Origin of the sequence: Streptomyces spinoverrucosus (genome assembly GCF_015712165.1) — a bacterium.
Lineage (GTDB): Bacteria > Actinomycetota > Actinomycetes > Streptomycetales > Streptomycetaceae > Streptomyces > Streptomyces spinoverrucosus_A.
The window spans coordinates 639,870-656,743 of sequence record NZ_JADPZX010000001.1; the positions used below are offsets into that span (position 1 = coordinate 639,870).

A 16,874-nucleotide genomic window follows, 5' to 3' on the forward strand; every position below is an offset into this window, starting at 1 on the left:
CGGAACCCCCTGTCTCAGCGGCTGGTCCCTTCATGGTCACCCAGATACGGCGCGGGCGGAAGACCACCGGATGGCCGCCGAGTTAAGCCGCGGGCGGCCGGGGGAAACAGCAGTCGCCGCAGACGCCTCCGCCGGGCACGCGGTAGTACAGACAGCAGCTGCGGCGCCGGAACGCGGTGCCGGTGAGCGTGCCGGTTTCGCGCAGGAGCGGGTGTGTGAAGAGCTCGGCGGTCAGTGTGCGGGCCCGGGCGGCGGTGTCCGTACGGTCGTTGGCCCGCGCCCAGCGGTCCAGTTCACGGGCGGCACCCGCCAGCGCGGAACCGGCGTTGCCCCACAGCAGGCCCTGCGCGAGCCGGTAGCGGTCGCGCAGGGTGGCCGCCAGGGGTTCGAGGTGACCGTGCAGCACGATGTCGGCGAGGGTGGTGGCGTCGCCCGGCAGCGGGCGCACTTCGGTGAGCCACAGGTCGTCGGGGGCGGCGGCGTCGGCGTCCCACCGCAGCAGGCGTGGGTCGAGGTCGGGGGTCCGGCCGTACAGGGCGGCGCAGCCGAGTGCCGCCGACCAGAGCCGGGCCGTGAGGCCCAGGTGGGCCACCGATGCGGCGATCCGGACTTCCGGGGCCCGCAAGGCCGTCGCCACCTTCCGGACACGGAAAGTTATGGGATCTCCGTGAACATCCGATGCCGCGCCCGCGTATGTCTGTGCGAGGGTCGGCAGCGACTCCGCCGGGGCGTGTGCCGTGCCTGCGACCGTGCGCAGGACGAAGAAGCCGCCGAGCGACCGTAGGGCGGTGAGGTCGGGGTCGAGGTCCACGAGGAGCAGTAGTACCAAGTTCCCCCGGAGCGTGGGCCTGCGGGTGTCACTCCCTGGTAGCCCACCTTGGGGATGACAGGGGTACGGACGTACTCCATCGGCAGTAGGGCCTATTGCGTGCTCAGGTACGACGACGGGAACAGCGCGACAAGGCATCGTGTTGGTCATGAAAGCCGACCGTTCGCCGCGCCGGGCCCACGGCCCCCGCCACCCGCAGAGGAGCAGGCCATGAGCGCCCTCGCGCTGTCCGTGCTGCTGTCGCTCGTCTCCGCCGTGGCCTACGCCGGCGGGGCGATCGTGCAGGAGCGCGTGGCGGAGTCGGACGGGCAGTACGCACCCCTGCGCCGGCCGAGCTGGTGGGCCGCGGTGGCGTTGAACGGTCTCGGCGGCCTGCTGCACGTGGCGGCCCTGGCCTACGGCCCGCTGAGCGTGGTGCAGCCGCTGGGGGCACTGACCATAGTGTTCGCGCTGCCCATGGCCGCGCTGTTCGTGGGCCGCCGGGCCGGGTCGACGGCCTGGCGGGGCGCCGTCATGGCGACCGTCGGCCTCGCCGGTCTGCTGTCCCTGGTCGGCACCTCCGACTCGCGGTCGCTGGACGGGGCTCAGCAGGTGGGCGTGTTCCTGGTGACGGCCGGCGTGGTCGTCACGCTGATGCTGGCGGGCCGTGCGGCGCGCCGCCGTCCGACGGTGCGCGCGATGGTGCTGGCCACCGCGTCCGGCATAGCGTTCGGCATGTCCTCCGTCTTCACGAAGACCGTCGCGGTCGACTGGACCGGCGGGCTGACGTCGGCGGTGGCGGCGTCCCTGGCAGCGATAGGTGTGTTCGCCGTCGCCGGTCTGCTGCTGTCCCAGGCCGCCTACCGGGGCGCCGGACTCGCGGCCCCGCTGGCCACGCTGACGGTCGTGAACCCGGTCGTGGCCGCCGCGGTGGGCATCACGATGTTCGGCGAGACCTTCCGTTACGGCACCACGGGCACGGTGCTCGCCCTGAGCTGCGCCGTGGTGGCGGCGGGCGGGCTGATCCTGCTGACGGCGGACCGCGTCGAGCGCACCCACGACGACACTGCGCTGCCCGCACCCGACCTCGCCCCCGCCGACGGGCCGACGGACGTGCCGCTGCGGGACGGCGTCTTCCTGCCGAGCCCGCTCACGAAGGGCGTGTATGACGACGGGGTGTACGACAACGCCGTGCCCGCCGCTCCTGCGGAGGCCATACCGCCGTACCGCGCCCTGCCCGGCACGCCGTACATCCCCTTCCCGCCCCTGAACAGCAGCCGCGTCCGGGTCAGATCCTGACCCCGCCGGCCCGCAGATACGCGAGCGGGTCGACGTCCGTGCCGAAACCGGGCCCGGTCCGCACCTCGAAGTGCAGATGCGGGCCCGTGCTGTTGCCGGTGGAGCCGACCCGTCCGATGCGCTGCCCGGCGCCCACCGACTGCCCGGCCTTCACCGAGATCGCCGACAGATGCGCGTACTGGGTGTAGCGGCCGTCGGTGTGCCGGATGACGACCTGGTAGCCGAAGGAGCCGCCCCACCCGGCGTCGACGACCCGGCCCGGCCCGACCGCCTTCACGGAGGTGCCGGTGGCCGCGGGGAAGTCGACGCCGGTGTGGTAGCCCTGGGACCAGTTGGAGCCGGTGGCTCGGTAGGCGGTGCCCATGGGGCTGCTGACCGGGGCGACGAGGGAGCCCCCGCGCTGGTCACTGCTGTTGTCGTTGTCCGAAGGGGACGTCTTCGGCGGCGCCTTGGGAGCCTGCTGGGTCCTGCTCGACCTGCTCGGCTTGGCCGGGGCGGTCCTGGTGGCCGGGGCCTTGGCGCGCAGATTCAGCCGCTGGCCCGGCAGGATCAGGTCGGGGTCCGCCCCGATCGTCGTGCGGTTGGCGGCGTACAGGCGCTGCCAGCCGCCCTGGACGTCACGCTCGTCGGCGATGGTGGAGAGTGTGTCGCCGCGGACGACGGTGTACATCTCGGCGGTTCCGGCGCGCGACTGGGGTGTGGTCTGCGGCTGCACGTTCGCCACCGTGGACTTCGCGGTCCGCGTCGAGGTGCCGGCCGGTCTGATGTCCGGGCTCTCACCGCCCCGGGTCAGCCCGGCGCGCTGCGAGCACACCGGCCAGGCGCCGGGCCCCTGTCCGTCGAGCACCTTCTCCGCGACGGCGATCTGCTGGTCCTTGGTGGCCAGATCCGCGCGGGCCGCGTACGCGGTGCCGCCGTAGGCCTCCCAGGTGGACTGGCTGAACTGCAGTCCGCCGTAGTACCCGTTGCCGGTGTTGATGTTCCAGTCGTTGGTCGACTCGCAGGCGGCGACCTTGTCCCAGGTGGCCTCGTCGGCCGCGTGCGCGGCACCGGTGCCGACGAACGGGAGGGCCATGCCGGCGCCGCCCGCCGTGACGGTGAGTGAGGCGCGGTTGATCCTGTTCGGCTGATACCGGCGGTGCCGGCCGCGTACGGCCATGGAAGAGCCCCCTCGACAAGCGTCAGGAGGCCAAAAGTATGCGCCGCGAACAGGCCATGACAAGAAGGCAATCGGCCGCCTGGGCGGTCCAAGTGGCCGGGATCGAACCGTTGTTGTGCGACCCGTGCGGCGCACGCGCACCACGCGCGGCCGCGTGTGCGGCGCATGCGGGTGTGCGTCGGCTGAGTGTGGTGGGGGCCTTCGTGCGTATGTGCCTGCGCGGCGTCGCCCGACCCGCCCGTGCGGACGGCGGACCGGCACGTCAGGATGGTGGTGGCCATACTGGCGGGCACGACCGGCAGCACCGATAACCAGGTCACTAGGAGTCACCGATGAGCACTTCAGCCCAGATCGGCGTCACGGGTCTCGCGGTCATGGGCCGCAACCTCGCCCGCAATTTCGCGCGCAACGGCTACACGGTCGCGGTGCACAACCGGACGGTGTCACGGACGCATGCGCTGGTGGAGGAGTTCGGGAGCGAGGGCGACTTCGTCGCGGCCGAGACCGCCAAGGACTTCGTCGCGGCCCTGGAACGGCCCCGCCGCCTGGTGATCATGGTCAAGGCGGGTGAGCCGACCGACGCGGTGATCCAGGAGTTCGCCCCGCTCCTGGAGCCCGGCGACATGATCATCGACGGTGGCAACGCGCACTTCGCGGACACCCGGCGCCGCGAGCGCGAGCTGCGTGAGCAGGGCATCCACTTCGTCGGCACCGGCATCTCCGGCGGCGAGGAGGGCGCACTGCACGGGCCGAGCATCATGCCGGGCGGCTCGAAGGAGTCGTACCAGTCGCTGGGCCCGATGCTGGAGAAGATCTCCGCGAAGGCGTCCGACGGGGCGCCCTGTGTGACGCATGTGGGTCCGGACGGCGCCGGGCACTTCGTGAAGATGGTGCACAACGGCATCGAGTACGCCGACATGCAGCTGATCGGCGAGGCGTACCAGCTGCTGCGCGATGTCGCAGGGTACGAGCCGGCGCAGATCGCGGAGATCTTCCGGACGTGGAACACCGGCCGTCTGGACTCCTACCTGATCGAGATCACGGCCGAGGTGCTGTCCCACGTGGACGCGGCGACCGGCAAGCCGTTCGTGGACGTGGTGGTGGACCAGGCGGAGCAGAAGGGCACCGGTCGCTGGACGGTCCAGATCGCGCTGGACCTGGGGGTTCCGGTCTCCGGGATCGCGGAGGCGGTCTTCGCGCGCTCACTGTCCGGTCATGCGGCGCTGCGGGACGCCTCGCGGGGGCTGGCGGGGCCGAAGGCGTCGCCGCTGAGCTCGTCCGAGGCGGGGGCCTTCGCCGACCGCGTCGAGCAGGCGCTGTACGCGTCGAAGATCGTGTCGTACACGCAGGGCTTCCACGAGATCGCCGCGGGGAGCGAGGAGTACGACTGGGGGATCGACCCGGGGCAGGTCGCCTCGATCTGGCGCGGTGGCTGCATCATTCGCGCGGCGTTCCTGGACCGGATCCGTGCCGCGTACGACGCCCGGTCGGACCTGCCGAGCCTGCTGTCCGACGAGACGTTCGCGCGGGAGATCGCCGACGCCCAGGACGACTGGCGTGAGGTGCTGATCGCGGCGACGCGGGAGGGGGTGCCGACGCCGGGGTTCGCGGCGGCGCTGGCGTACTACGACGGGTTGCGGGCGGAGCGGTTGCCTGCGGCGCTTACGCAGGGGCAGCGGGACTTCTTCGGGGCGCACACGTATCGGCGGGTGGATCGGGATGGGGCGTTCCACACCCTGTGGGGTGGGGATCGGTCGGAGGTGTCCGCCTAGGACCGTGGCGGGTTCGGTCGTACTGCGGGTGCGGGTAGGTGAGGGCTGGTCGCGCAGTTCCCCGCACCCCTGAGGGCGTGGCGGTGGGCGGCGTTCGCAGACGCCCACCGCCACGCCCTCAGGTCAGTGGTGGTCCGGGTTCCGGGTTTGGGACCGGCTCCGGGCCCGGGGGGATCGGGGACGGGTTCGGTTCCGGGACCGGGCGGGGGCCCGGTGGCGGTTCCGGGATCGGGGACGGGGGAGGCGTGGGTGCCGGGGGTGGTTCGGGGGCGGCACGGGGTGGGGCTGCGGACCCGGGGGAGGTGGAACCGGTTCGGGGTGCGGCTCGGTCATGGTGTCCTCCGGCCAGTCGGTGAACGTCGGCTCTGGACTACTCCCCGCGTACCCGGCGCCCTGCGCCGTCAGTCACCCGCCGGAGTCACTCCGTGGCCCAGGTGGGCTGTCGCTCGGCCGGATCGATGGCCGTGCCGGCGGCCGCCGCCAAGCCCGGCCGGGGGCTGGACAGGACCGGAACGGTGGTCGTGGTCAGCCGCTGGGCCGGTGTCATGGAGGCCTGGGCGAGGACGATCGCGTCGGCGTCGGTGATCGTCCTCGCCCAGGGTGGCGATCCGGCGGTCGTACTCGCGTGTGTCGCCCGCCGTGCGGTGGATCCAGGCGTTCTCGACGAGCAGGGTGCGCACCGAGACGGGGCGGCCGGCCCGTCGGGCCTCCTCCTCGACGAGCGACACCGTGGGTGCGAAGGTGCTCGCCACCGTGGCAAGGACGACGATCCGCGGTCCGGCCGCCACGGCGGCGGCCGCCATCGGGCGGTCGACACGCAGCACCGGCACCCTGGCTCCGGCGGCGGCCGCCTCCGCGACGCCGCCGATGCTCGAACAGGTGCACAGCACGGCTTGGGCGCCGTGGGCCACGGCCTGATCGAGTACGGCTCGTACGTCGTCCGCGACCGACTCGGGACCGTCGTGCCCGGCCCTGGTCAGCAGGTCCTCGTGGACCAAGTGCCGCAGCTCCAGGCCCGGATGGGACCGCCGCCAGGAGGGTCACGAGATTCAGTGAAGCCCACGCTCGTGCAGGGCCGCCGACGAGCCGGTCATTATCGGCCGTGACGTCGAGGCACAGGGACTCGCCCGCGCCGTCGAGTGGCACAGTGAGAGCCGGGTGCTGGTGAACGGGAACTGCACAGTGGTCTTCCGCTGACGGGGCGGGCCGTGCGACCATGCGGACGGCCGGATCCGGTCGTTCCCACCGTCTTCCACGGCCCCTGCGGGACCTCATGGAGCCCCACGGAGACCCATGCGTATAGTTGCGCAATGGGCAACTATCCCGCAGATAGCGAAACAGCGGCTCCCGCGGTGAACGGGGTGCAGTCCGTCGACCGCGCCGTCAGCGTTTTGGAGATCCTCGCCCAACGTGGCGAGGCGGGCGTCAGCGAGGTGGCCGCCGAGATGGACGTCCACAAATCGACCGCGTTCCGGCTGCTCGGGGCGCTGGAGGCGCGCGGCCTGGTCGAGCAGACGGCCGAGCGGGGAAAGTACCGGCTGGGTTTCGGGATCGTACGCCTCGCCGGCGCGGTCACGGGCCGCCTCGACATCACCCAGCAGGGCCGGCCGGTGTGCGAGCGCCTCAGCGGGGAAATCGGCGAGACCGTCAACATCGCGGTCCTGCAGGAGCACCACGCGGTCAACCTGTACCAGGTACGCGGCCCGGGCGCGGTCGGCACGCACAACTGGGTCGGACAGCTCACCCCGGTGTACGCCACGTCGAGCGGCAAGATCCTACTGGCCCATCTGCCGGAGAAGGAGCGGGCCGCCGTGCTCGCGGAGTCGGGGACGCAGAAGCTGACGCCACACACCCTGACCTCCAGGACCGAGCTGGAGAAGAATCTCGCCGAGGCGCGCGAGCGCGGGTACGTGGTGGCGCTGGAGGAACTCGAGGTCGGGCTGCACGCCGTGGCCGCCCCGATCCGCTCCCGCGACGGCGAGGTGATCGCCGCCCTTAGCGCCTCCGGCCCCACGTACCGCTTCACCGAGGAACGCATGCACGAGCTCGCACCCGTGCTGATCAGGGGCGCGGAGGAGATCAGCCGCCGGATGGGCTGTCTGGGCTGAGGCTCCGCAGGGGCGCTCAGCCCAGCAGCGACCGCTCCGACGCTCCCGCCCCGACGCCCAGCGGGCCGTCACCCGTACCGCGCCGGCCGTCGAAGCGACATCGTGCACGCGCAGGCACCAGACGCCCTGTGCGGCGGCGAGCACGGACACCGCAGTCGTCGCCGCATCCCGCAGCCGTGCTGGGCACGGTTGTCCCGTCGTCCGGTCCGCCGGCAGACGGCCCAGGAACGACTTGCGGGACGCGCCCACGAGGACGGGATGGCCCAGGGCCACGACGTCCCCGAGGCGGCCCAGCAACTCCCAGTTGTGGTCAGGCGTCCCGGCGAAGCCCAGCCCGGGGTCCACGACCAGGCAGCCGGGCGGCATCCCTGCCTCCAGCGCGACCTCGATCCTCAGCCGCAGCTCGTCGAGCACATCGGTGACGACGTCGTCGTAGACGGCGTTCGCCGCATCCCGGCGGAGTGCCCACGCCAGTGCGTCAGCACGTACGGCGTCCCCCCGCGCGCCATCAGTGGCAGCATGGCGGGGTCGGCGAAACCCCCTGAGACGTCTTGACCAGCCGGGCACCGCGTCCGGCGCGCGCGGGCGGCGACCTCGGCCCGCATGGTGTCGACACTCACGATCGCCCCCGTGGCGGCAAGTTCCCGGACGACGGGCAGGACGCGGCGCAGCTCCTACTCGACCGGCGGGCGTGTCGCGCCGAACGAAGCGAGACAGGGGTCCCTCCGGACGGAGTCTGGGGGAGGGTCGGCTCACCGCCCACGTCCACGATGTCCGCTCCCTGCTCCAGCAGCGCGAGCCCGTGCGCGACGGCCGCGTCCGCGGCGAACGACAGCCCGCCGTCGGAGAACGAGTCCGGGGTGACGTTCACGACGCCCATGACCAGCGTCCGGCCGGGCCGCGGGAGCCCGTGCGGGCGGAGTTCGGACGTCCCGGGTGCGGAGGGGTGGTGGCGTCAGCCGTGACGATCACAGGGCACAGGCTTCGATGGGTATGGCGAAACTCGGTGCACAAAGCCCTGTGGGAGCCCCTCGACGGAGCTCCCACAGGGGTGGCGGGGCGATCCCGTCCGTGTCGCTCAGACGTATTCCGTCGCCGCGTCGAGCAACCAGTCCGCCAGATAGCCGGCGAACGACGAGCGGACCAGAACCCAGAATCCGGCCCTGGGTTCGTTCCGGGCGACCAGGACTACCTGCGTGCGGCCCAGTGTCGTCTGGGCGCAGCGTCCGGAGCCGAAGGCCCGTGGATGCAGGTCCAGCGGGCAGCCGTGGGCCAGCAGGTCATGGGCGCGCGGGCCCGTGACGAGGAGCGTGGTGCGCTGCGCGGAGACGTCGGTGACGGAGACCGGCTCGTCTCCCGCGGCTTCTCTGATCCGGCTCTCCAGGTCGCGCTCACTTCCCGGCGGTGCCACCAGCAGCCACTCGTCCGGGCCGAGCCACAGCGCGGTCAACTCCCCCGCGCGGACGACCGTGTTCGGCTGGAGGGGCAGTTGCAGGTCCAGTGCGAGCCCGACGGCTTCCGCCGCGGCTCCCTTGGCGTCGAGGCGCACGTTGAGCTGGGCCAGGAAGGGGAGTTCGGCCAGCCTGATCGCACCCCCGGACGTGCGTGTCGCGGCGGCCAGTCGCTCCGCGACCTGCGACAGCGGGCTGCGGAGCGGGGCGGTAAGGACGGTCTCAGCCATCGCGGCGGGCTCCCTCGGGGTCGTAGAGGACAGGGCCGGCGACGGTCACCGGCACCAGTTGGTCGCCGACGGGGGCGTACAGCCGCTCGCCGATGCGGTCCCGGCCGCCCTTGATCAGGGCGAGCGCGAACGTCCGTCCGAGGGCGGCACTGCGATAGCTGGAGGTGACATGGCCGAGCATCGGGACGGGCGGCGTCGGCAGCACACCGTCGGCGACGAGGTGGGTGCCCTCCGGGAGGAGGGTGCCCGGGTCCTCGGGGAGCAGGCCCACCAGGTGCTTGCGGTCGGGGCGGGACGTGTCCGCGCGGGCGTAGGACCGCTTGCCGATGAAGTCCGGCTTCTTCTTGGACACCACCCAGCTCATGCCGAGGTCCTGGGGAGTGACGGTGCCGTCGGTGTCCTGGCCGATGATCGGGTAGCCCTTCTCGGCCCGCAGGACGTGCATGGTCTCCGTGCCGTACGGGGTGATGCCGTACGGGGCGCCGGCCTCGTACACGGCCTCCCACAGGGCGAGGGCCTGCCACGGTGACACGTTGATCTCGTAGGCGAGTTCGCCGGAGAAGCTGATCCGGCAGACTCGGGCCGCGATGCCGGCGACGGTCGTCCCGCGCCAGGCCATGAACGGGAAGTCGTCGTTGGCCACGGCGAGTTGGGGTGCCAGCGAGCCGAGTACCTCGCGGGACTTCGGGCCGACCAGGGCGACCGTGGCCCACTGCTCGGTCACGGACGTGCAGTGGACCTTCAGCTCGGGCCACTCGGTCTGGAGCCACTCCTCCATCCAGTCCAGGACGACGGCCGCGTTGCCCGTCGTCGTGGTGACCAGGAAGCGGTCCTGGGCGACGCGGATGACCGTGCCGTCGTCGAAGACCATGCCGTCCGGGCGGCACATGACGCCGTAGCGGATCATGCCGACCTTCAGGGTGCTCATCATGTTGGTGTAGAGCCGGTCGAGGAAGACACCGGCGTCCGGGCCCTGGACGTCGATCTTGCCGAGGGTGGAGGCGTCCATGAAGCCGACGCTCTCGCGGGTCGCCCGGCATTCGCGCAGTACGGCGGCTTCCATGTCCTCGCCGTCCTGCGGGTAGTACCAGGGGCGCTTCCACTGGCCGACGTTCTCGAACAGGGCGCCGTGCGCGACATGCCACTCGTGGATGGCGGTCGTGCGGACCGGGTCGCTCAGCGTACCCCGGTCGCGGCCCGCGAGGGCGGCGAAGGACACCGGGGTGTAGGGCGGGCGGAACGTGGTCGTGCCGAGCGCCGAGATGTCCACGCCGAGCAGCTCGGCCACGACGCCGCCGGCCAGGACGCCGGAGGTCTTGCCCTGGTCGTTGGCGGTGCCGGCGGTGGTGTAGCGCTTGGTGTGCTCGACCGAGCGCAGACCGGCGCCGGTCGCGCGGGCCAGGTCGTCGACGGTCACGTCGCGTTGGAGGTCGACGAAACGGGGGGCGTCGTTGCCGCCCGGCACGACGTACACGTGCATCGGCGCCGTCTGCCGTGGCTGTGCGGGCACGTCCGGGAGGCGGGGCGTCTCGGACGTGTACCCCTCGGCCTCGACTGCGCGGGCACCGGCTGCCGCGCCCTGTGCCAGGACCGTGGCCGGGTCGAGGACGCCGCTCGCGCTGCCCACGACCTCGACCGCCTGGCGGCAGCTGTCGGGAACGAAGGAGCCCAGCGTCTCGTCGTAGCGGAGCTTGCCGCCGGACTGGCTGAACAGGTGCGCCACCGGGTTCCAGCCGCCGGAGACCAGCAGCAGGTCGGCGGCGAACTGCCGCTGTCCCGCGGACTCTCCGTACGGCGCGACGGTCACGGCGGTGAGGCGTGCCTCGCCGTCCGTGCCGGTGACGGCGTGCCCGGCCAGCACGTCGATGCCGGCCGCCCTCGCGCGCTCGGCCCACTCCCCCGGCTCGGGGCGGGTGTCGACGATCGCCGAGATCGCCAGGCCTGCCGGGGCCAGGTCCAACGCCGCCGCGTACGCGCTGTCGTTGGTGGTGAAGACGACCGCGTGGCGGCCGGGCAGGACGCCGTGACGGTTGACGTGCGCGCGGGCCGAGGAGGCCAGCATCACTCCGGGGCGGTCGTTGTCCGCGAACGCCAGCGAGCGCTCGTGGGCGCCGGTGGCGAGGACGACCCGGCGGGCGCGGATGCGCCAGACGCGTTCGCGGGAGACGTTGTCGGGGGCGTCGGCGCCGAGGTGGTTGGTGCGGCGTTCGACGGCGAGGAGGTGATTGTCGTCGTAGTAGCCGAAGACGGTGGTACGGGGCAGGACGCGGACCTCGGGGGCGGCGTCGAACTGCTCGGTCACCTCCCGCACCCAGTCGAGGTGTTCGCCCGTGCCGAGGAGGCTCCCGCCGGGTTCCGGCTGGTCGTCGGCGAGGATGACGCGGGCGCCGCTCCTCGCTGCCGCCGCCGCTGCCGCGAGGCCGGCCGGGCCCGCGCCGACGATCAGCAGGTCGCAGTGGGCGTGTACGGCGTCGTAGCGGGCGGGGTCGGGGTCGGTGGCGAGGCGGCCCTGGCCGGGGAGACTGCTTGCGACCAGGCCGTCGTAGAGCTCGACGGTCGTGGCGGGCAGCATGGGCTCGGGGAAGGGTTCCTCGATCTGGACGACCGCGTTGGGCTCTTCGACGCCGGCCGAGAAGATGCCGCGCGGGCGGCCGAGCTTGATGCTGGTGCCGGCCTGGACGACGCCGTTGGCGAGGAGGGCGGAGGCGAGGGTGTCGCCTCGGAAGCCTTGGTATTCGGTGCCGTCGAAGGTGAAGGTGAGGGGGGTGTCGCGGTCGACTCGGCCGCGGGTTCCATGGCGGAAGGGCTGAGTCCCGCCCCCGCCGTCCCTACCCGTCCCATCCTGGAGGGGCTGCGCCCCTTCCACCCCGCCGGGGGGCTCCGCCGCCTGGACCCCCGTCGGCCCCGAAAGGGCCTCGCCCTCGAACGCCGGACGGGCTGGTGGTGCTGAACTGGGCTGAGAGGTGACCGGGCGCGGCACCAACGCCTCCGGGCGTTCCTCGCCCGTCCTGTACACCGCCAGAACCTCGTTCGTCGATGTGTCCCGTACCGCGTTGAACCAGCGGCGGCAGCCCGCCGCGTGGCTCCAGCGCTCGGCGAAGGGGCCCTTCGGGTTGTCGCGGAAGAACAGGTAGCGGGCCCACTCCTCGTCGGAGAGGGACGCCGGGTTCTCCGGGTACGGCACATGGGCCTGGCCGCCGTAGTGGAACTCGGCCTCGTCGCGGGGCCCGCACCATGGGCAGGGGATGAGCAGCATGTCGTTCGGCTCCCTTGAGGATCCCTAGTGGGCCACCGCGGCCGCGCCGTGCTCGTCGACGAGCGCGCCGGTGGTGAAACGGTCGAGCGAGAAGGGGGCGTTGAGGGCGTGCGGGGTGTCGTTGGCGATGGTGTGGGCGTAGACCCAGCCGACGCCCGGGGTGGCCTTGAAACCGCCGGTTCCCCAGCCGCAGTTGAGGTAGAGGTTGTCGACGGGGCTGAGCCCGATGATCGGTGAGGCGTCGGGGCTGACGTCGACGATGCCGCCCCAGGTGCGCAGGACGTGGGCGCGGGCGAAGACCGGGAAGAGCTCCAGGGCCGCCGACATCTGCTCTTCGATGATGTGGAAGGCCCCTCGCTGGGTGTACGAGTTGTACGCGTCGATGCCCGCGCCCATCACCAGCTCGCCCTTGTGGGCCTGGCTGACGTACACGTGGACGGCGTTGGACATGACGACGGTCGGGTGCACGGGCTCCAGCAGCTCCGAGACCAGAGCCTGCAACGGGTGGCTCTGGACGGGGAGTTCGATGCCGGCCATGGCGGCCAGGACAGACGTGTGGCCCGCCGAGCAGAGTGCCACCTTGCCGGCCGCGATGGGGCCGAGGTCGGTCTGGACGCCGACGACGCGGTTGCCGACCACGTCCAGGCCGGTGACCTCGCAGTTCTGGATGATGTCGATGCCCGCGGCGTCCGCCGAACGGGCCAGGCCCCAGGCGACGTAGTCGTGCTTGGCGATGCCCGCGCGCGGCTGGTACGTGGCGCCCAGGACGGGGTAGCGCACGTCCTGCGAGATGTTGACGATCGGGCAGACTTCCATGACGCCGTCCGCGTCGAGCCACTCCGCGTCCACGCCGTTGAGGCGGTTGGCCTCGACGCGGCGCACACTGTCGCGGACGTCCTGGAGGCTGTGGGCCAGGTTCAGCACACCGCGCTGGGAGAAGAGGATCGGGTAGTCGAGCTCCTCCGCCAGTCCCTCCCAGAGCTTGAGCGCGTGCTCGTAGATGCCGGCGCTCTCGTCCCACAGGTAGTTGGAGCGGATGATCGTGGTGTTGCGGGCCATGTTGCCGCCTGCGAGCCAGCCCTTCTCCAGCACCGCGACATTGGTGATGCCGTGGTTCCTGGCCAGGTAGTGGGCGGTGGCCAGGCCGTGTCCGCCGCCTCCGACGATCACTACGTCGTACGACCGCTTGGGCTCGGGATTGCGCCACAGGAAGTCGGGGTGGTCGGGGAGTTCGGCGCCGGGGGGCGGGGGCTCATCGGAGTTCTCCCTTCAGCACGTTCATACGGTGTTCGCGTTCCTCTCGGCGGCCTCGACGACGTTGGCCAGCAACATCGCGCGGGTCATGGGGCCCACACCGCCGGGCATGGGCGCGATCCAGCCGGCCGTCTGGGCGGCGTCCGGGTGGATGTCGCCGACCAGGCCCTGGTCGGTGCGGGTGATGCCGACGTCCAGGACCGCGGCGCCGGGACGCAGCATGTCCTTGGTGACCAGCGCGGGCGAGCCGGCGGCGGCGATGACGATGTCCGCCTCGCGGACGTGCCAGGCCAGGCCCTTGGTACCGGTGTGGCACAGGGTGACCGTGGCGTTCTCGGAGCGGCGGGTGAGGAGGAGGCCGATCGGGCGCCCCACCGTGATGCCCCGGCCGATCACGCAGACGCGCGCTCCGGCGAGCGGTACCTCGTGGCGGCGGAGCAGCTCGACGATGCCGCGCGGGGTGCACGGCAGCGGGGCTTCGACGCCCAGGGTGAGCCGGCCGAGGTTGACGGGGTGCAGGCCGTCGGCGTCCTTGGCCGGGTCCATGCGTTCCAGTACGGCGCCCGCGTCCAGGTGGCGCGGGAGCGGGAGCTGGACGATGTAGCCGGTGCAGGCCGGGTCGGCGTTGAGCTCGTCGATCGTCTCCTCGACCTGCTGCTGGGAGGCGTCGGCGGGCAGGTCCCGGCGGATGGAGGCGATGCCGACCTGGGCGCAGTCGCGGTGCTTGCCGGCGACGTAGGCATGGCTGCCCGGGTCGTCGCCGACCAGGACCGTGCCCAGGCCCGGCGGGCGGCCGTCCGTGGCCGTCAACTTGGCCACGCGCTCGGCGAGTTCGCGGCGGATGTCGGCGGCGGTGGCCTTGCCGTCGAGCAGCTGTGCGTTCACCGGCGGTGTTTCCTTCCATCGGGGTCGACGCAGGGTGTCAGCCACGGAGGCGGGACATGGTGGGGTCGAACAGGGGCTCCTCGGCGACGACCGCCTCGACGCGCTGGTCGAAGTAGCCGATCTGTACGGGTGTGCCGGGGGTGGCCAGTTCGGCCGGGAGCCAGGCGTAGGCGATGCCCTTGCCGATGGTGTAGCCGTAGGCGGCGCTGGTGACGTAGCCGACCGCCCGGTCGCCGTCGTACACCGGCTCCTTGCCGAGGACGACCGAGTGCGGGTCGTCGATGGTGAGGCAGGTCAGCTTCCGCCGGACATCGGACTTACGGCGCTCCAGCGCCGCCTTACCGACGAAGTCGCCCTTGTCGAGTTTGACGGCGAAGCCGACGCCGGCCTCATAGGGGTCGTGCTCGTAGGTCATGTCGGTGCCGAAGGAGCGGTAACCCTTCTCCAGGCGGAGGCTGTTGAAGGCACCGCGGCCGGCGATGACGCCACCGAGGGGCTTGGCCGCCTGCCACAGGGTGTCCCACAGCTTGCGGCCCTGGTCGGCGGTGGTGTACAGCTCCCAGCCGAGTTCGCCGACGTAGGACAGCCGCATCGCCGTCACCGGGACGCTGCCGATGTAGGCGCGCTTGGCACGGAAGTACTTGAGGCCCTCGTTGGAGAAGTCCTCGTCCGTCAGGGGCTGGAGGACCTTGCGGGCCAGCGGGCCCCACAGGCCGACGCAGCAGGTGCCTGGGGTGATGTCGCGGACCTGGACCGTGCCGTCGGCGGGGAGGTGGCGGCTGAACCAGTCGAGGTCGAGGTTGCCGTTGGCGCCGACCTGGAAAAGGTCGCGGGCCAGGCGTGCGACGGTGATGTCGCTGCGGATGCCGCCGTCGTGGTCGAGGAGCAGGGTGTACGTGACCGAGCCGACGGACTTGGCGACCTTGCCGGTGCACAGGCGCTCCAGGAACTCGGCGGAGCCGGGGCCGCTCACCTCCAGGCGCTTGAGGGCCGTCATGTCGTACATCGCGACGGTCTCGCGGGTGGCCTGTGCCTCGGCGCCCACGATGGGCGACCAGAACTGCGCGGCCCAGTCGTTGGGGGTGGGGATGGAACGGCCCTCGACCAGCTTCGCGTTGGCCTCGTACCACTGCGGGCGCTCCCAGCCGTTCGCCTCCAGGAAAAAGGCGCCGTGCTCCTGCTGGCGGGTGTGGAAGGGGCTGGTGCGGATCGGGCGCGGGTCGCCGGACGGCTGGAGGGGGTGGAGGATGTCGTAGACCTCGACGAAGTTCTGGCAGTCGCGGGCCAGGACGTACTCCGGGGACAGCTGGTGCGGCTCGAAGCGGTTGACGTCGCACTCGTGCAGGTCGAAGGACGAGCAGTGGCCGTCGACCAGCCACTCGGCCATGGCCCGGCCGACGCCCGCGGAGTGGGTGACCCAGACGGCCTCGGCGACCCAGAAGCCCTTGACGTCCGGGGACTCGCCGAGGAGGGGGAAGTTGTCGGTGGTGAAGGAGAACAGGCCGTTGATGCCCTCCTCGACCTTCGCCTCCCTGGTGGCGGGGAGGAGGGACTGGGTCTCCGTCCAGGCGTCCTCGAAGTCCTCCTCGGTGAACTTCAGAACCGACGGCATCTCGTCGGCCTCGTCCACGGAGAGGATGTCGTCGGCGGAGATCGGCATCGGGCGGTGGCCGTAGTAGCCGATGCCGATGCCGTCGAAGCGGTCGCGGTAGTAGAGGTCGGCGTCCTGATGGCGCAGGATCGGGCGGACCGCCTCCTCGGTCTGGCCGGCGAGGGCCGGAACGGGGCCGGTCCAGGCGAGCTGGTGGGCGAGCGGGGTCAGCGGCAGGTTCATGCCGGCCATGCGGGCGATCTTCGGGCCCCAGATGCCGGCGCAGCACACGACGATGTCGGCTTCCAGATCGCCCTGGTCGGTGCGGACGCCGGTGACCTCGCCGTCGGCCTGGAGGATGTCCAGGACCTCGTGGCGGGCGAGGAAGGCCACGCCGCGTTCCGTCGCCCTGCGGATCTGTGCCTCGACGGCGAGGACCGCCTTGGCGAGGCCGTCCGTCGGGACGAGAAGGCCGCCGAGAACCCTGTCGCGGTTGACCAGCGGGTGCTGCGCGACGCACTCGTCGGGAGTCAGGAAACGGGCCTCGATGCCCCAAGCGGTGATCCAGCCGTGGCGGCGGTGCAGTTCCGCGAGGCGCTCCGGCGTGGTCGCCACTTCCAGCCCGCCGACCTGGAGGAAGCAGGGCTTGCCGTCGACGTCGAGGGAGCAGAACTTCTCGACGGTGTAGCGGGCCAGCTCGGTCATGGTCTTCGAGGAGTTGGTCTGGAAGACCAGGCCGGGGGCGTGCGAGGTCGAACCCCCGGTGGCCGGGAGCGGCCCCTGGTCGACCACGGTCACCTCGGTCCAGCCTCGCGCGGAGACCTCGTCCGCGAGAGCCGCTCCCACGACTCCCGCTCCGATGATGACCACTCGGGGTCCCGCCATCGCCGCACCTCCGGTTGAGTTGCTTTCTGCGCAACGTGATTCAGGTTGCGCAACTCAATGTGCCTGCCGTGCAGGTGGGTGTCAAGAGGTCCGGTGACGTCGGAAAACGGCCTGGAAAACAGAGATGCCCGGTGGGCGGTGCGCACTGGCGCGCACCGCCCACCGGGCATTCCGTG

General features: G+C 71.8%; 10 protein-coding genes and 3 pseudogenes. 4 read left to right on the forward strand and 9 right to left on the reverse strand.

Translation table 11 applies throughout. From position 1 onward, the window contains the following. Positions 1 to 82 precede the first annotated feature (82 nt). The gene (locus I2W78_RS02980) at positions 83 to 829 is read right to left on the reverse strand and encodes a (2Fe-2S)-binding protein (RefSeq protein WP_230885301.1); all 747 of its coding nucleotides are present in this window, start codon (positions 827 to 829) and stop codon (positions 83 to 85) included. 210 nt (positions 830 to 1,039) lie between these two features. Here I2W78_RS02980 and I2W78_RS02985 point away from each other — a divergent pair, with 210 nt between their 5' ends. Beyond that, positions 1,040 to 2,107 carry a DMT family transporter gene (locus I2W78_RS02985; protein ID WP_196456670.1) on the forward strand — a complete coding sequence of 356 codons (1,068 nt, stop codon included), beginning with the start codon at positions 1,040 to 1,042 and terminating at the stop codon, positions 2,105 to 2,107. Here I2W78_RS02985 and I2W78_RS02990 read toward each other — a convergent pair. Beyond that, on the reverse strand, positions 2,097 to 3,266 hold the full coding sequence (locus tag I2W78_RS02990) for a transglycosylase family protein (RefSeq protein ID WP_196456672.1): 1,170 nt from the start codon (positions 3,264 to 3,266) through the stop codon (positions 2,097 to 2,099). The genes I2W78_RS02985 and I2W78_RS02990 overlap by 11 nt on opposite strands. A gap of 332 nt (positions 3,267 to 3,598) precedes the next feature. Here I2W78_RS02990 and gndA point away from each other — a divergent pair, with 332 nt between their 5' ends. After that, a complete protein-coding gene (gene gndA, locus I2W78_RS02995) occupies positions 3,599 to 5,038 on the forward strand; it encodes an NADP-dependent phosphogluconate dehydrogenase (RefSeq protein ID WP_196456674.1) in 1,440 nt (479 codons plus the stop codon). A 418-nt stretch (positions 5,039 to 5,456) separates the two neighbouring features. Here gndA and I2W78_RS03000 read toward each other — a convergent pair. Next, positions 5,457 to 6,060 (reverse strand): annotated as a pseudogene (locus I2W78_RS03000) (aspartate/glutamate racemase family protein); the annotation flags it as partial. 61 nt (positions 6,061 to 6,121) lie between these two features. Between I2W78_RS03000 and purU the strand changes: the two are divergent. Further along, a pseudogene (purU, locus tag I2W78_RS40075) lies at positions 6,122 to 6,235 on the forward strand (formyltetrahydrofolate deformylase); the annotation flags it as partial. Between the two features lie 113 nt (positions 6,236 to 6,348). Further along, positions 6,349 to 7,146: an IclR family transcriptional regulator gene (locus I2W78_RS03005; protein WP_196456676.1), complete on the forward strand. Its 798-nt coding sequence runs from the start codon at positions 6,349 to 6,351 to the stop codon at positions 7,144 to 7,146. Positions 7,147 to 7,185: 39 nt separating this feature from the next. Here the strand turns inward: I2W78_RS03005 and folP are convergent. The 6 genes and pseudogenes from folP to I2W78_RS03035 all read right to left on the reverse strand — a co-directional run. Next, positions 7,186 to 8,026, reverse strand: a pseudogene (gene folP, locus I2W78_RS03010) (dihydropteroate synthase); the annotation flags it as partial. A gap of 198 nt (positions 8,027 to 8,224) precedes the next feature. Further along, positions 8,225 to 8,827 (reverse strand): sarcosine oxidase subunit gamma, encoded by a 603-nt coding sequence (locus I2W78_RS03015; protein WP_196456678.1) that lies wholly within the window; start codon positions 8,825 to 8,827, stop codon positions 8,225 to 8,227. Beyond that, positions 8,820 to 12,083, reverse strand: coding sequence for a sarcosine oxidase subunit alpha family protein (locus tag I2W78_RS03020; RefSeq protein WP_196456680.1), 3,264 nt, complete (start codon positions 12,081 to 12,083; stop codon positions 8,820 to 8,822). The genes I2W78_RS03015 and I2W78_RS03020 overlap by 8 nt, the downstream gene beginning before the upstream one ends. 24 nt (positions 12,084 to 12,107) lie before the next feature. Continuing rightward, positions 12,108 to 13,292, reverse strand: coding sequence for a sarcosine oxidase subunit beta family protein (locus tag I2W78_RS03025; RefSeq protein ID WP_196464381.1), 1,185 nt, complete (start codon positions 13,290 to 13,292; stop codon positions 12,108 to 12,110). Positions 13,293 to 13,361: 69 nt separating this feature from the next. Further along, positions 13,362 to 14,222, reverse strand: a complete 861-nt coding sequence (locus I2W78_RS03030; RefSeq protein WP_196456682.1) for a bifunctional methylenetetrahydrofolate dehydrogenase/methenyltetrahydrofolate cyclohydrolase — start codon at positions 14,220 to 14,222, stop codon at positions 13,362 to 13,364. Between the two features lie 37 nt (positions 14,223 to 14,259). Then, positions 14,260 to 16,698: a GcvT family protein gene (locus tag I2W78_RS03035; RefSeq protein WP_196456684.1), complete on the reverse strand. Its 2,439-nt coding sequence runs from the start codon at positions 16,696 to 16,698 to the stop codon at positions 14,260 to 14,262. Positions 16,699 to 16,874: the final 176 nt, after the last annotated feature.

Excerpts from the sequence above, each read along its gene's own strand:
- I2W78_RS03020 (WP_196456680.1), bottom strand. The coding sequence starts at position 12,083 with ATGCTGCTCATCCCCTGCCCATGGTGCGGGCCCCGCGACGAGGCCGAG.
- I2W78_RS03015 (WP_196456678.1), bottom strand. The coding sequence starts at position 8,827 with ATGGCTGAGACCGTCCTTACCGCCCCGCTCCGCAGCCCGCTGTCGCAG.
- gndA (WP_196456674.1), top strand. The coding sequence starts at position 3,599 with ATGAGCACTTCAGCCCAGATCGGCGTCACGGGTCTCGCGGTCATGGGC.
- I2W78_RS02985 (WP_196456670.1), top strand. The coding sequence starts at position 1,040 with ATGAGCGCCCTCGCGCTGTCCGTGCTGCTGTCGCTCGTCTCCGCCGTG.
- I2W78_RS03035 (WP_196456684.1), bottom strand. The coding sequence starts at position 16,698 with ATGGCGGGACCCCGAGTGGTCATCATCGGAGCGGGAGTCGTGGGAGCG.
- I2W78_RS03005 (WP_196456676.1), top strand. The coding sequence starts at position 6,349 with ATGGGCAACTATCCCGCAGATAGCGAAACAGCGGCTCCCGCGGTGAAC.
- I2W78_RS02990 (WP_196456672.1), bottom strand. The coding sequence starts at position 3,266 with ATGGCCGTACGCGGCCGGCACCGCCGGTATCAGCCGAACAGGATCAAC.